This window comes from Mesorhizobium sp. WSM4821, assembly GCF_055901555.1.
Map to the genome: position 1 here is coordinate 3,600,393 of NZ_CM148371.1, position 13,815 is coordinate 3,614,207.

The window sequence follows — 13,815 nt, forward strand, 5'->3', positions numbered from 1 at the left end:
TAGCGATGATCGAAGGCCTCAGTGTTCTGACAGCCCGGCTCACAGAGGCCGCAGGGTCGGTAAGCCCATCCGTCTACCGACCCTACTCTTTTGTCGGGCGACATGATCGAGCACGTGGTTGTTGCCAAGGCTGGAGAACGAAGCGCCCTGCAGCTTATCCGAGTGCCGGTGCGGCCTACATAGCCAACTTCAATATCGAAGAAGGTGTCGTCGCAAGGAGCTCGGGCGCGAATATCGTCAGCACCGCCATCACAGACCTCGGCTCCGGAGGTGACGTGAACGTGAACAGTCACCAGATCCCATGGGGACGGATGGATAGCGGCGAGTGCTCTGGCAGAGTGACGCTGCTAACAAACACCCCGTGGAGGAATACCATGCATGTAGTGGCCGACCGATCCGAAACTCTGACTGCTATCCGGACTGATCTGGGCGCAATCTTCGTGTCGCTGGAGCTCAGCCGTTCAACCTGGCTGATCACGTCGTTGTCGCCAGGTGGCGGCGAGAAGTTGTCGAAACACAGTGTCCCCAGTGGTGATTTATCCGCCTTGTTCCGTCGCTTCGATAGCGTGCGAGAGAAGGCAAGAGCACGCATGGGGCGAGACTTCCCCGTCGTCACTATCCAGGAAGCCGGGCTCGATGGCTTCTGGATCCATCGGGTTCTGAGCAAGGCGGGGATCGAGAGCTACGTCGTTGATCCCGCTTCTATCGCAGTGTCTCGTCGCAGTCGCCGAGCCAAGACCGACAAGATCGATGGTGAAACACTCGTTCGCTCTCTTCTTGCCTTCAAGCGAGGCGAACCGCGCATATGTGCAATGGTCAAAGAGCCAACACCGGAGCAGGAGGACCGCCGGCGTATCTGTCGCGAACGCAAGGTACTTACTGATGGCTGTTTTGCGGCTTGTCGTGAGAGCCGTGCTGGCTGTTCGACCACCAGATAAAATACAGCGAACCGACCTTCATGACCGGCACGCGGCGATCGCGTTCCCGCCCTCGCAATTCGCGATAGACTTTCATCTTTAGGGTGCCGCCCGGCAATTTGATTCGCACTGCCATCGGTTTACTCCCGCCGTACACCGCAAGATTGATGTGCAATGCAGCAATTGGAGAACTTCCCTTGCGGAAGAGTCAACAGCCGACGGGCGAGTTTTTCTGACTGTTCCGGAAGGATTTGAGCGGAGACGCCCGATGAGGGCGTCAAGGCATTGGGTGGGGCCGATCACGATCCTCCGGCGCACCCGTTTGGTTGTCCAGAGGGCGCTGACTGTTCGACCACCAGGTTAAATAGACCGAACCGATCTTGACGACAGGTATGCGGCGCTCGCGCTCGCGGGCGCGCAATTCACGATAAATTTTCATCTTCAAGGTGCCGCCCGGCAACCTGATACGTACTGCCATTGCTCCCAACCCCGTTGTGCAATGCAGCAATAGGAGAGCTTCCGTTGCGGAAGAGTCAATGGCCGGCCTTGACTATTTCTGGGGGCTATTTCCGAAAGGAAGCCGACGCGAACGTCAGCGCGGGGCGTGGTCAGGATCATCCGGTGCGCGGTCGTGTGCCTCGCTTTTTTTGATCGAGGATGGACGATCCGACACGCTGCTCGGCCACCAGACGATGTAGTAACTTCCGACCTGCCAGACCGGAACCTGGCGCTTTTGCTCGCGGCGGCGCAGCTCGTCTTTTTTCTTGATCTTAAGGGTTCCGCCCGGAAGCCTGATCCTGATTGTCACGTTCCCTCCCGCACCTTGTCTCCCACAAGGTACGAACGGTTCATGGGAGCAGTTTCATCCCGGCTAAGCAATTTCGGTTCAGGCGGCGACACGGATGAAGCTGTTCTCAAATGGCTGACACCGTCACTTGAAGAGATCTGCCATGCCCTGGATGGCAAGGAACGCGTAGAGGATCGGGCCGGCGACCAGACCGCAATAGAGACAGACGATCGCTGCCAGCGCCACAAGCAGGGTTTTGTCGCGGCCCACGGCGCGGAGTTCGGCCTTCACCGTCCAGCGCGCCGCGGCCGTTCCTTCGCCTTGCGACATGGGCAAATCCTCCCCTGTCATCCCCTTGGTCTCATTTCACACAATCGCTCGCAAACATCAACCTGGCTGCGAGGGAGGACACGCATGGACACCATTTTCAAGGGCGCCTCCAGGCGCCTGGACGATCTCGATCGGCCGAGGCTTGGCGCCAGGATCGGCGTCGGCGAGGATGAGATCCACGCCCTTCTCGATGTCGAGACCAGCGGGCACGGCTTCGACGCCCAGGGCCGTGCCGATCATCCTGTTCGAGCCGCACGTATTCTTCCGCAACCTGTCGGGGACGGCGCGGGCGCAAGCTGTCGCGGCTGGCCTTGCCTGTCAACGGGGGGCAAAAACCTTATCCCCGGGACCGCTATTCGCCCCTAAAAGCCGCCTACCGCGATCGACGAGACCGCAGGGCTCAGATCGGCGTCGTGGGGTCTCAGCCAGGTTCAAGATCTTGATGAATGTCGTCCGCGACGGCATCACCGGCCTCGTCAGAAAACAGCCTGCAATGGAGGGCAATTGAGATGTGGGTTGTGCTTTCCATTCTGAACGCGCTCGCCGGCAACAAGACGATCATGGCAATCTTCGCCGCGCTGGTCGGCGGCATTCGGCCTCTACGTCGCTGGCGGCATCAGCCGGGCGAAGCAGGACGCGGCGAAACAGGCGGCGGAAAAACTCGCCGCCGCGCAGGATCGCCTCGAAATGGACCGCGAGGCGACCGATGCCGAACGCGCGGCGCGCGACCTCCTGGACGAAGCGGCGAGGCGGGAGGCAATGCGATGGGCAAAGCACTGATCCTCTGTCTATTGCTCGCCGGATGCACAATGCCGGTTTCGCCGGACAACCCGCGCCAGGTCTGGTGCGACCACAACCAGTTGCGCCGTCCGTCAGCGGTCGTCGTCGCCGCCATGACGCGGCCAGAGCTCGACGAGGTGAACGCCTACAACGGGAAGGGCGCCAAATGGTGCGGGTGGAGGCCGTGGTGCACGAGCTCCTCGATACGCTCGGCATCAAGGCGCCGGTCGTGGTCGCCGGCCTTTCCGGTGGCATTTTGAGAGCCTTGTCGCGCCACCGCCACAAGGTCCGCGAGATGGTTGCGTCGCCGATCTGCGGCGCGCTGGCAGCGGCGTACCTGACATTGCCAGTGGTGCAACTTCCGCGCTACCGGCTTGGCTGTTCCGTCGGCCGACGATGACACCACGACGCTGGCCGCGGCGTTCCTCATCGGCGTGTCGGCGATCGTCTTCGAGGTGGTGGTGAAGCGGTCAAGCCGGAGAAGGAGGAGTGAGCGCCTGTCTTATTGCACCGCCGTAGTAACAGCCTTCCCGCGAGAGATGCCACTCCGGGTTGAAGGTTGCGGAACCACGAGCGAAGGTGCGCGTTAGGCACGACCCTCGCGAGGATATAGCATGCCAGCTCGCCCGATAGTTACGACAGCCGCAGCGATCCTGCTTGCCGCCACAAGCATGGCCTACGCCCGGCCGGATGCGCGCACCATGACATGCGAACAGACCCAGCAGCTGATCCAAAGCCGGCGCGCGGTCGTCCTGACGACCGGCCGCAACACCTATGATCGATATGTCCGCCGATTCGGCAATGAGTGCGACTGGCCCGAGGTGCCGACCGCCGCCTATGTCTGGACGCGTGACGGTCAATGCCGGGTCCATCGATGCGAGGAACCGGTCTTCGATTTTCCGGACTGAGACGCAGCCGGCGCCCGCCTCAAGGATTTTCGCGCGAAACCGAGGGATGCTCTAGAAGCCGAAGAATTGCCAGCCGACCAGATATCCAAGCGCAACGACCACCAGGGGAAACAAGGCCGGGGCCAACCGGCTGAGAGCGGAGCTCCTTGCCGGTTCCCTGGGGATGTTCCTGACGGCATTTCCGAGGTCCTTGGTCATGATCCCGTATAGTAGCAATCGCTGATTAACGATTTCTCAACATGCCCGCCCGCAACGGAGCGTTTTTTGCGTCTTCAACGCATGTCTTCCTCATTGCCGGCCAAAAGCTATTGTCGGTCGGACAGGAGTAACGGAGCCAGCATGGAACCGGGGCGCGTTGCCGCATGCGGGAACCAATCGCGGCCCACCTGCTTTGGCAAGGAGATTATCCTTCGCGGGAAGGAGTTCGACATGAAACCTTTCGCGTTCTTGCCAATCACGTTGAGGCTGGGCGTGCTGGGCGCACTGGCATTGGCGGCGCCGGTTGCCGCCCAGACGGACAACCAGGCACCCAACCAGGCGCCTTCTCAGTCCGGTCCCTGCCAGGCCGAACCGCTGAACGGCCAGCAGCACAAGCCGCCCGTCAACAACGGTGGCAAAAGCCTGACAGACACGCTTGACCCTTGCAACGGCGTACTGCTGCCACCGCCGACGGGCGATCGGGGCGTGGCCGTGCCGCCGCCGGACGAAGGCAAGACACCCGTAATCAAGCCCGGCGACGTGCCGGCGCAGCCACCGAAACAATAGACCGGCGCGACGGTTCGCGACGGGGCAAGCATTTTCGCTTTCGGTCCGGAACATTAGTTATTGCTAATTGTTCTTGTCGAAGCAGTCGATATCATTCCCCCACCGGTATCGCTGCTGATCGGGAAATCCGATCGGCCCGCGTTCCTGCGACAGGAACGCGGGTCATTGCGGTTAACCGCAGCAACACCCCAAGGCAGCGCCACTGCGACGATCAATTAGCCGCCACTCACGGAACAAGAAGGTTGCGTGGGCGTTTGCAATCCAGGCCCGCCGTTCCCCGATTGTGGAAGGCGGAGCCCGCAACCAGACAGGAGAAGACGATGAAAATCCACCTTGTTCCTGCCGCCGCCGGGCTGATTCTGCTCGCCGGTGTCGGCGTGGCCACCGCAGACCAGGTGATTGTCACGCCCGAGCAGCAGACGGTAATCCGCGAATATGTGGACAGGCAGCCGCTGGCGTCGATCAGCCTTCTGGGCGTGGAGCTCAATGTCGGTTCCACATTGCCTGACACGGTTGAACTTCAGCCGATTCCCGACGTGGAATACAGATATGTGGTCGTCGACAATCACACCGTGCTGGTCGACCCCGGCACACGCAGGATCGTGCAAGTCATCGACTGACCTGCACCCGCCGCTCTCTCTCGGGAAGACGCAAGAGGGGGCGGCGGCTCGCCGGCGGGTCGCCGGCTGCTGATCGTCTTGCCGCGGGACGGAAAGGAGCATCTCCCATGTTGCCGCATGTCGAGTCAGCCAATGTGGCCGCATCTGTAGACAAATTGCTTGCTGAACGGGGCACTGCCCTGTTGTCGATGAAGGAGCTGATTGCAGCGGTGCGTGAGCGAACTGGAACGGAGCGCTCAGACGCGGATCTGGCGGGGCTGATCACCAAGAAGGCAGCACTCCTCGGTGTCGCGGTTCTGTCCGACTAGGCTTCTGGCCGACTAGGCTTCTGTCCGACTAGGCTGGGGGCCGTTCAAGACGCCGATCGAAATTTCAGCTAAATAGTTGTCGCTCAAGGATTTGAAAGCAAGGGAGACAACAGTGACGGACGACAGGCAGGAACGCATTCGTCGGCGGGCTCACGCGATCTGGGAACAGGCCGGTCGGCCCGAGGGCGCGCATCAGCAGCACTGGGACCAGGCCACTGCCGAGATCGACGGTGAGAAGAGCAAGCCGAAAGCGAAGGCGGCTCGCACGAAGGGGAAGGCAGCCGCCAAGGATGGCAGGTCCAAGGACACCAAGCCAAAGGCCGCTCGGCCGCGCAAGGCTTCAGCGAGTTAGGGGCGGGGAGTCTCCAGCACAATCGGCGATCAGCTTTCTGAACTGCCGAATAAATTGCTTTTGGCCGCGGGACGAAACTCCGCGGCCGAAAAGCAAAAGCGTGAATTACCGAAGTTTCGATCCGGTTACTTGCCGCAGTGGTTATCGTTGACGGTCGGTGAAACCGTGCCGGGAGCCTTGTTCGTCGCATCAGGCATCGCGCCCTGCGGGCTTAAAGGGCAGTTCTGATCGGCATTGGAATTCAAGCCTTCAGGCCCCATGATGCTACCGGTGGTCCCGTAATCGACAACATTCGGATCGGCCCGGTTTGGATCGATCGGGGCCGGGTCGGTGACGATGCTTCTGTCGCTGCCAGTACCCATGTCAGCGCTTGGGTCAGTGGCATCCTGAGCCATCACAGAGGTAGCCAGACCGGCGGCGAGCACGGACGCTGCGAGGATTTTCCTAAGCATGGTTTGTCTCCATTTGTATTCATATTTGGCTTGTCGCCGCATTTGCGACTATAGAAAAAAACCGCTCGGAGTGGCGAAGGTTCCCACAAAATTCCAGCCTGCAACTAACCGTACGGCAAGTATGTTCCTCAGTGCCTGATGCGCGAGTTCGTCGATCAGTGCGATCACCTGTCCGATCGTGGCTTCAGACGTCACGAATATCAAAGCTCATCACTTTTTCTTGGCGCGCAATTCGCTGTCCAGGCGTGGCCGGCGGAATTAGTGTCGGCGCTGGTGCCTCCGTCGGCATTAACGCTGGACTGGGCGCCTCCGTCGGTAGCGGCGGTGGCATCAACGCTGGACTGGCGCCTCTGTCGGTGGCGGCAGTGGCATCAATGCTGGCCTGGGGGCGTCGGTTGGCGGCAACGAGGGTATTAATGCTGGCGCCGGCGCATCGGTCGGCGGCGAGCGGCCTCACCGCTGGTGCCGGCGTCGGCGTCGGCAGCGGCATCAATGCCGGTCTCGGCATCGGTATCGGCGGAACCAGCCCAACCAATCCGTCCAATCCGAGCAACCCGGGCCTCCCCGGCGTCGTCGCCAGCATGTCGAAAAGCCAGTTGATGAGGGTGAAGAAGCGTTGCGTGGATGTGCTCAGCACGTAGGCACTTAGTGGTCGCGCGCCGCTAAGCCAGATGCCATCCGGAATGGAAGTGTCGAACCAGCCGTGAGGCTTCGTTTACACTCTCCTAGCCAGCCCACGGTTCGTCAAAAAAGCCCGCCATACCGAGTGGTGGACCCGCCACACTGAGTGGCGGGCTTTTTTGCTTTTTTTGACGCAATCGTGCCGGAATGACGACTTGCCCGGCGAGGGTATGCCGGGAAGGCAATAAGCGTACCGGCCACGAGCCGTTGACACGACTGTCACGCCAGGATATTGAACAGGATTATACAGGTTTACTGAACAGGTATTCCATGGCACGTCGCACGCCTCTGTCGTCTCCTGGTACGGGCAAGCCCGAACGGATTGCGACCGTCCTCGAACACGAGATCCGCTCCGGCGTGCTCGGTTTCGGCGACCGCCTGCAGAGCGAGAACGAGCTCGTCCAACGCTTTTCCGTCAGCCGCAACACCATCCGCAAGGGGCTCGAGGAATTATCCAGCCGCGGGCTGATCACCACGAGGGTCGGCATCGGCTCGTTCGTCACCTTCGACGGCATGCCGGTCGACGACGCGGTTGGCTGGTCGCGGGCGCTGGCCAACGCCGGCGCGAATGCCGATACACGCACGCTCAGGCTCGAAGTCATGCAGGATGCCGATCTTGCTGCCAGGCTCGGCGTCGAAAGCCCGTTCTTCATCGCCGTTGACCGTGTCCGCACCAACGCTGAAGACGGCCATGCCATCTCGATCGAGCGCAGCCGGTTGCCGCTGTCGCCCGAACTGGAGGATGTGCCATTGCGCGGCCTGCGCGAGGGCTCGCTGCACCAGACGTTGCGTGGGGCGGGGCTTGTCCCCGATCACGGCGAGGAATGGGTCGATATCGAGATGCTGAGCGCCGAGGACGCGGCCATTCTCGACTGTTCGCCTGGCTCGCCGTTCCTGCGCACGCGGCGGTTGACGCGCGCGGCCGACGGCCGCGCCATCGAGTTCGTCACCAGCCTGCTTAATCCGGCGCATTTCGCCCTTCATCTGGAGTTCTGACCCATGCCGGACATGGCTTTGGCCGAAATGATCGACCGGGCGATGGGCGCGCTCATCGGCGGTGCGCTGGGGGATGCGCTCGGCATGCCGACGCAGCTTTTGTCGCCGGCCCGCATCGCCGAGCTCTACGGCCACGTCGAGGATTTCGTCGCGCCGGTCGCCGACCATCCGGTGTCGAAAGGGCTGCCGGCCGGCACCATTACCGACGACACCGAACAGGCGCTGCTGCTCGGCCGTATCCTCGTTGTTTCAGGCGATGGCTTCGATCACAGGCGCTGGGTCACCGCGCTACTCGACTGGGAGCGTGAGGTCAAGGCGCGCGGCAGCTACGATCTGCTCGGGCCATCGACCAAGCGCGCCATCGACGCCATCAATGACGGCGTACCGGCCGAGGAAGCGGGGAGCGGCGGCGACACCAATGGCGCCGCCATGCGCATCGCGCCGGTCGGCATCATGATGCCTCCGGAACCGCTCGACACGCTGGTCGCCAAGGTCGCGGAAACCTGCCGCGCGACGCACAACACCTCGATCGCCATTGCCTCGGCTGCGGCCGTCGCCGCCGCCGTCAGCTGCGGCACTGCCGGCGGCGACTGGCGTGCCGCTTCGGATCGGGCGGTTGCGGCTGCAAAGCACGGCGCGGCACTCGGCCATTGGATCACCGGAGGCGATATCGCTGCGCGTATCGACTGGGCGAGGGGCCTCGTTCGCGGCAAGGCTGTCGCTGATGGAATTCGGCTGATCGTCGACCTGATCGGCACCGGCGTTGCAAGCCAGGAATCGGTTCCGGCGGCCTTCGCGGTGCTGGAAATCGCCGGCGGCGATCCTTGGCGGGCGGCCGTCATCAGCGCCAATCTCGGCGGCGACACCGACACGATTGGCGCCATAGCCGCCGGCATGGCCGGGGCTTGCACAGGTTTTTCCCGATTGCCACAGGAACACATCGCCCGGCTTAAGGGCATCGATATTGCGCAGGTGCGCGCTCTAGCCGCCGACTTGGTCGCTGTGCGGATGGCGAAAAGCAGTTCAGGCAAGGACGCGGCGGCATGAGCAGAGCTCAGCCTGACAAGAGCGGGCGTCTCGTCCATGTCGGCAGCGCGGTGGTGGACTATGTCTACCGCATCGACGCCTTGCCGGCGCCCGGCACGGAGAAGACGGCATCGAGTTTTGCCCAGGTTGCCGGTGGGGGGTTCAACATGATGGTCGCTGCCAGCCGAACCGGCATGAAGGTCGTGTTCGGCGGCCAGCTCGGTAGCGGACCCAATGGCGATTTCTTGCGCGCTGCCTTCGCTGCTGAAGGCATCGAAACGCTGACGCCGCCGTTCCCCCTGATGGACAGCGGCAATTGCGTCGCCATGATCAGTGGCGATGCCGAGCGCACTTTCGTCTCGTGGCCCGGCGCCGAGAGCGTGCTCGGCCTTGAAATGATGGCGCCGGTCCGGGTTGCGCCGGACGATTGGGTGTTCGCCTCCGGCTACACGCTGAGCTATGCCGGCAGCCGCGACGCGCTGTCCGACTGGATCGAGACGCTGCCGGCGGAAATTCCCTTTGCCTTCGACCCGACCCCGGTTGTGTCAGACATCCCCCGCGCCATCCTTTCACGCGTGCTCGCCCGCACCACATGGCTGAGCTGCAACGCCGCCGAAGCGACGGAGATCGCCGGTCCTGGCGACATCGAGGCCGTGGCGGCACGGCTCCTGGCCGGCCACTGCTCCAAGGCGGCGGGCGTCGTCATCCGCGCCAGTGCACAAGGCTGTTTCGTGCGGCTGGCCGACGGTATCGCACGGGCCGTGCCTGGTTTCGATGTTGCCGCCGTCGACACCAACGGCGCCGGCGATACCCATATCGGCGCCTTCGTCAGCGCGCTGTCCCACGACGTGCCGCCCTTCGAGGCGGCGCGCTATGCTAATGCGGCGGCGGCGCTTTCGGTCACCCGCCATGGCGGGTCGTCGGCGCCAACCGATCAGGAGATCCAGACATTCCTCAGCCATGGCGATCGGTCGACGACCGCGCATGGCCGGAAGCAAGAGGCCCGTTTCTGACAGCCTGAATGACGTAACAAGCCCAACCGGGCAGACAATGAGAGGAACGAACATGCGCATGCCCAAACCGACTGCTTTTCTGACGTCAATCGCCGTCTTCGCTTCTGCACTGACGCTGGCTGCCAAGGCCGACGAGGTGCATGTGCTCAACTGGAAGGGCTACGGCGCCGACGAGCCCTGGGCCGTCGCCGCCTTCGAGAAGGCGACCGGCAACAAAGTCGTCAATGACTTCTTCAATTCCGAACAGGAAATGCTGACCAAGCTCAGGACCAATCCCGGCCTCTACGACGTCGTCATGATCAACGCCGCCTTCAACGACCAGGCGATGGCGGAAAAACTGATCCGGCCGATCGATGTATCGAAGATTCCCAACTATGCCGATATCAGCCCGGACAAGGCGGGCTCGCCGATGCTTGCCCGTGACGGCAAGGTCTATGGCGTGCCATGGGTGTGGGGGCTGACGGCGCTCGCCATCAACGAGAAATCCTTCGAGGCGCCGCCGACCAGCATCACCGAAATGTGGAACGAGGCCCGTAAGGGCCGGGTGGTCATTCGCGATGATGCCGTCGAAGCGGTCCAGTTCGGCGCCATCGCCACCGGCCAGAACATCAACGACATCAAGGACATGGAGGCAGTCAAGGCGAAGCTGACGTCGCTGATGCCGCAGATCAAGACGTTCTGGAGCTCGGAGAACGACTGGAACCAGATGGTCGCTTCCAACCAGATCGACATCGGCACCTATTGGAGCGGCTCGGCCGACCGCGCCAAGACGCATTTCAAGCTGCCGGTCTCTCTGGTCATCCCGCAGGAAGGCGCTGTCGCCTGGCTCGACGCCTTTTCGATTCCCGTCGGCGCCAAGAACGTCGCCGGCGCCGAGGCCTTCATCAACTACATGATCGATCCCGGCTTCTATGTCGAATGGGTCACCAAGGTCGGCGCGCCGGTGTCGGCCAACACGAAGGCGGTGGAAGCGCTTCCCGAAGACTCTTTCAACCGCAAGGTGATGGGCGATCCTGATGTCGCCAAGCGCATCCAGTTCCAGGCGCCGATCACCGATGCGCAGCGCGAGGCTTATCTGGCGTTGTGGCAGCAGCTCAAGGTCGACGTGAAGTAGCGGCAGGCTTTTCGGGGAGAAGAAGGCCATGGCTGGACAGGTCGCGATCGGTTCGAGGAGCGGTTTTCGATCGGCTTTGCCTTTGCTTTTGCCCGCCTATCTCTGGCTGACGGTGGCGATCTTTCTGCCGCTGTCGGCCATGGTGTTCTTTTCATTCATGACCGATCTGCCGCTGTCGGGGAAGGCGTGGTCGTTCACGCTGCACAACTACACCACCTTCTTCTCGCAAGGGCTGTATCCGACGCTGCTGCTGGCCTCGCTCAGGCTCGGGCTCGAGGTGACGCTGTGGTGCGTCGCCATCGGCTATCCCGCAGCCTATGTGCTGGCCAAGGTGCTGAAGGGGCGCAGCCGCGAGGCGATCTTCCTCCTCGTCATCCTGCCGTTCTGGTCGAACGGGCTGGTGCGCATCTTCTCCTGGGCGATGGTGCTGCGCGAAGGCGGCATTCTCGACACGGCGCTCAACGCCGTGCTGCCGTTCAAGATCAACATCGACCTGATGTATTCTTACCCGGCGGTCATCGTAGGGCTGGTGCATTCCTATGTGCCCTACATGGTGCTGACGTGCTACCTCACGCTGCAGGCGATAGACGATTCGCTGATCGAGGCTGGGCGGTCGCTCGGCGCCTCGCGGCTGCAGATGCTGAAACGGGTGATCATCCCGCTGTCCATGCCGGGGCTGGTCGCCGGTGCGGTGCTGATCTTTGTTCCCGTCGTTGGCTCTTTCATGGAACCACGCATCCTCGGCGGCCGCACCGGCACTTTCTACGGTACGATCATCGAGGACCAGTTCGTCGCCGTCTTCAACTGGCCGCTCGGCGCGGCACTCTCCTTCATCCTGCTGGCCGTCGTGCTGGTTATCCTGGCGCTGGCATCGCCGGTGCTGAAGAGGGCTGCGTGATGGCGACGACGCGTATCCTGGAATGGCTTGGCCGTGTCTACGTCTGGCTGCTGCTTGCCTTCCTCTATCTCCCGATCATCATCATGGCGCTGATGTCGTTCAACGTCTCGCCCTTCTACCAATTGCCGTTCGAATGGACGACGGAGTGGTATGCCTCGCTGTGGCAGAACGAGGGGTTGATCTCGGCAACCTGGAACAGTATCAAGATTGCTGTCATCACCACCGTGATTTGCACGGTGCTTGGCTCGGCGGCATCTCTGGCGCTCTACCGCTATGAATTTCGCGGCAAGAAATTCCTGCAGGCACTGTTGTTTCCGCCGATCGCCATTCCGTGGCTGATCACCGGCACCGCGATGCTGATCTTCTTCTTCGGTGTCGGCATCGGGCGGGGGCTGTTTGCAATCCTGCTCGGCCATGTGGCGCTTGCGCTGCCCTATGTGATCGTGGTCGTCTCGGCCCGGCTGCAGACCTTTGCGCCGGAACTGGAAGAGGCAGCGCGTTCGCTCGGCGCCAACCAGTGGCAGGTGACTTCGCGCGTGACCTTGCCGTGGATCATGCCCGGTGTCATTGCCGGCGGGCTGTTCGCCTTCGCCGTGTCGTTCGACCAGTTCGTGGTGTCCTACTTCCTCTCGACGCCGGGCCAGACGACGTTGCCGGTCGAAATCTACGCCGCGATCCGCAAGGGTTTCACGCCCGAGATCAATGCGGTCTCGACGATCATCATCGTCGTCTCGATGGCGCTGATGCTGCTTACGGCGCGCTTCTTCAAATTCGGCGGAGAAAAATAATGGCCGGCGTCCAAGTATCGAATGTGTCTCGCAGTTTCGGGGCGCACAAGGCGTTGGACGACGTCTCGATCGATTTCGCCGATGGCGCGTTCTATGCGCTGCTCGGGCCGTCGGGCAGCGGCAAGACCACGCTCTTGCGGCAGATCGCGGGTTTCGATTTTCCCGACTCCGGCCGCATCGCGATCGGCGGCGAGAGCGTCGAGCGAGTGCCGGTTGAGAAGCGGCGGATCGGCATGGTGTTCCAGAACTACGCGCTGTTTCCCAATATGAGCGTTGCCGACAATGTCGCCTTCGGCCTGTCGGTGCGTGGCGAAGCCAAGGCAACCATCGCCAGCGAGGTACAGCGCGCGCTCGACCTCGTGCAGCTCGGCAAGCTCGGCAGCCGACGACCGCACCAGCTGTCCGGCGGCCAGCGCCAGCGCGTCGCGTTGGCGCGCGCCATCGTGACCAAGCCGCGCGTGCTGCTGCTCGACGAGCCGCTGGGTGCGCTCGACAAGGCGCTGCGCGTCGACATGCAGATCGAGCTCAAGCGCATCCAGCGCGAGATCGGCATCACCACCATCTTCGTCACCCACGACCAGGAGGAGGCGCTGACGATGAGCGACCGCATCGGCATCCTGCGCGACGGCAGGCTGGTGCAGGAAGGGCCGCCCGAGGACATCTACGACAGGCCGAAGAGCGAGTTCGCCGCCACCTTCCTTGGTGATGCCAACATATTGCGCGGTGACAGCACCGGCAGCGGCATTCGCTTGGCCGATGGCACGGCGATCGCCGCCAGGACGGGCGGGACGCTTGCCGCCGGCGCCAAGGCCAGTTGCGCGGTACGGCCTGAACGCATCCGCATCGCCACCTATGCCGGAAACGCGGACCAGGCCAAAGGCAATGTGCTGCGTGGCCAGGTCTCCAAGCGTATCTTCGCCGGCAACAACAGCACGTATTTCGTCGAACGCGACGGTCAGACGCTCAAGGTCATCGTGCAGAACACCGGCATCGAGCGGCTGGCGGAGGGGCAGGATGTGATGCTCAGCTGGTCGCCGGAGAGCACGGTGTTGATCGCGGCGAACTAAGCTGAAAAGTTGG

Annotated in this window: 19 protein-coding genes and 2 pseudogenes; 15 read left to right on the forward strand and 6 right to left on the reverse strand. The window is 62.5% G+C overall.

All coding sequences use genetic code 11. The annotated features are described in order from the left end of the window. Positions 1–374: 374 nt before the first annotated feature. Positions 375–878, forward strand: a pseudogene (locus tag AC0NID_RS17460) (transposase); the annotation flags it as partial. Between the two features lie 316 nt (positions 879–1,194). On the opposite strand, the gene AC0NID_RS17465 reads toward AC0NID_RS17460, so the two are convergent. The 5 genes from AC0NID_RS17465 to AC0NID_RS17485 form a co-directional block, all read right to left on the reverse strand. Then, positions 1,195–1,395 (reverse strand): hypothetical protein, encoded by a 201-nt coding sequence (locus AC0NID_RS17465; protein ID WP_473455280.1) that lies wholly within the window; start codon positions 1,393–1,395, stop codon positions 1,195–1,197. A gap of 114 nt (positions 1,396–1,509) precedes the next feature. Continuing rightward, entirely contained in the window at positions 1,510–1,725 is a 216-nt protein-coding gene (locus tag AC0NID_RS17470; protein ID WP_473455279.1) for a hypothetical protein, read from the reverse strand. Between the two features lie 123 nt (positions 1,726–1,848). Then, the gene (locus AC0NID_RS17475) at positions 1,849–2,034 is read right to left on the reverse strand and encodes a hypothetical protein (RefSeq protein WP_473455277.1); all 186 of its coding nucleotides are present in this window, start codon (positions 2,032–2,034) and stop codon (positions 1,849–1,851) included. A 57-nt stretch (positions 2,035–2,091) separates the two neighbouring features. Further along, complete coding sequence (locus AC0NID_RS17480) at positions 2,092–2,274, reverse strand: hypothetical protein (protein ID WP_473455276.1); 183 nt, start codon at positions 2,272–2,274, stop codon at positions 2,092–2,094. Between the two features lie 181 nt (positions 2,275–2,455). Beyond that, on the reverse strand, positions 2,456–2,626 hold the full coding sequence (locus AC0NID_RS17485; RefSeq protein ID WP_473455275.1) for a hypothetical protein: 171 nt from the start codon (positions 2,624–2,626) through the stop codon (positions 2,456–2,458). A gap of 354 nt (positions 2,627–2,980) precedes the next feature. Here AC0NID_RS17485 and AC0NID_RS17490 point away from each other — a divergent pair. From AC0NID_RS17490 to AC0NID_RS17515, 6 genes and pseudogenes are all read left to right on the forward strand, one after another. Beyond that, a pseudogene (locus AC0NID_RS17490) lies at positions 2,981–3,284 on the forward strand (hypothetical protein); the annotation flags it as partial. 144 nt (positions 3,285–3,428) lie between these two features. After that, positions 3,429–3,722, forward strand: a complete 294-nt coding sequence (locus AC0NID_RS17495; protein ID WP_473455274.1) for a hypothetical protein — start codon at positions 3,429–3,431, stop codon at positions 3,720–3,722. A 429-nt stretch (positions 3,723–4,151) separates the two neighbouring features. Further along, positions 4,152–4,487, forward strand: a complete 336-nt coding sequence (locus tag AC0NID_RS17500; protein WP_473455273.1) for a hypothetical protein — start codon at positions 4,152–4,154, stop codon at positions 4,485–4,487. Positions 4,488–4,807: 320 nt separating this feature from the next. Continuing rightward, positions 4,808–5,107, forward strand: a complete 300-nt coding sequence (locus AC0NID_RS17505; protein ID WP_473455272.1) for a DUF1236 domain-containing protein — start codon at positions 4,808–4,810, stop codon at positions 5,105–5,107. A gap of 107 nt (positions 5,108–5,214) precedes the next feature. Beyond that, the gene (locus AC0NID_RS17510; RefSeq protein ID WP_126043069.1) at positions 5,215–5,415 is read left to right on the forward strand and encodes a hypothetical protein; all 201 of its coding nucleotides are present in this window, start codon (positions 5,215–5,217) and stop codon (positions 5,413–5,415) included. Positions 5,416–5,527: 112 nt separating this feature from the next. Beyond that, the gene (locus tag AC0NID_RS17515) at positions 5,528–5,767 is read left to right on the forward strand and encodes a DUF2934 domain-containing protein (RefSeq protein ID WP_473455271.1); all 240 of its coding nucleotides are present in this window, start codon (positions 5,528–5,530) and stop codon (positions 5,765–5,767) included. A gap of 125 nt (positions 5,768–5,892) precedes the next feature. Here AC0NID_RS17515 and AC0NID_RS17520 read toward each other — a convergent pair whose 3' ends face one another. After that, on the reverse strand, positions 5,893–6,219 hold the full coding sequence (locus AC0NID_RS17520; RefSeq protein ID WP_473455270.1) for a hypothetical protein: 327 nt from the start codon (positions 6,217–6,219) through the stop codon (positions 5,893–5,895). Between the two features lie 416 nt (positions 6,220–6,635). Between AC0NID_RS17520 and AC0NID_RS17525 the strand changes: the two genes are divergently transcribed. From AC0NID_RS17525 to AC0NID_RS17560, 8 genes are all read left to right on the forward strand, one after another. Then, complete coding sequence (locus AC0NID_RS17525) at positions 6,636–6,860, forward strand: hypothetical protein (RefSeq protein ID WP_473455268.1); 225 nt, start codon at positions 6,636–6,638, stop codon at positions 6,858–6,860. Between the two features lie 310 nt (positions 6,861–7,170). Further along, the gene (locus AC0NID_RS17530; protein WP_473455267.1) at positions 7,171–7,896 is read left to right on the forward strand and encodes a GntR family transcriptional regulator; all 726 of its coding nucleotides are present in this window, start codon (positions 7,171–7,173) and stop codon (positions 7,894–7,896) included. Between the two features lie 3 nt (positions 7,897–7,899). Then, positions 7,900–8,943, forward strand: coding sequence for an ADP-ribosylglycohydrolase family protein (locus tag AC0NID_RS17535; protein ID WP_473455266.1), 1,044 nt, complete (start codon positions 7,900–7,902; stop codon positions 8,941–8,943). Next, positions 8,940–9,935, forward strand: a complete 996-nt coding sequence (locus tag AC0NID_RS17540; protein WP_473455264.1) for a PfkB family carbohydrate kinase — start codon at positions 8,940–8,942, stop codon at positions 9,933–9,935. Before AC0NID_RS17535 ends, AC0NID_RS17540 begins: the two co-directional genes overlap by 4 nt. Before the next feature lie 52 nt (positions 9,936–9,987). Further along, complete coding sequence (locus AC0NID_RS17545) at positions 9,988–11,049, forward strand: ABC transporter substrate-binding protein (protein ID WP_473455263.1); 1,062 nt, start codon at positions 9,988–9,990, stop codon at positions 11,047–11,049. A 28-nt stretch (positions 11,050–11,077) separates the two neighbouring features. Further along, positions 11,078–11,947 (forward strand): ABC transporter permease, encoded by an 870-nt coding sequence (locus AC0NID_RS17550; RefSeq protein ID WP_473455262.1) that lies wholly within the window; start codon positions 11,078–11,080, stop codon positions 11,945–11,947. Further along, a complete protein-coding gene (locus tag AC0NID_RS17555) occupies positions 11,947–12,735 on the forward strand; it encodes an ABC transporter permease (RefSeq protein WP_473455261.1) in 789 nt (262 codons plus the stop codon). The genes AC0NID_RS17550 and AC0NID_RS17555 overlap by 1 nt, the downstream gene beginning before the upstream one ends. Then, on the forward strand, positions 12,735–13,802 hold the full coding sequence (locus AC0NID_RS17560; protein ID WP_473455260.1) for an ABC transporter ATP-binding protein: 1,068 nt from the start codon (positions 12,735–12,737) through the stop codon (positions 13,800–13,802). The genes AC0NID_RS17555 and AC0NID_RS17560 overlap by 1 nt, the downstream gene beginning before the upstream one ends. Positions 13,803–13,815 lie beyond the last annotated feature (13 nt).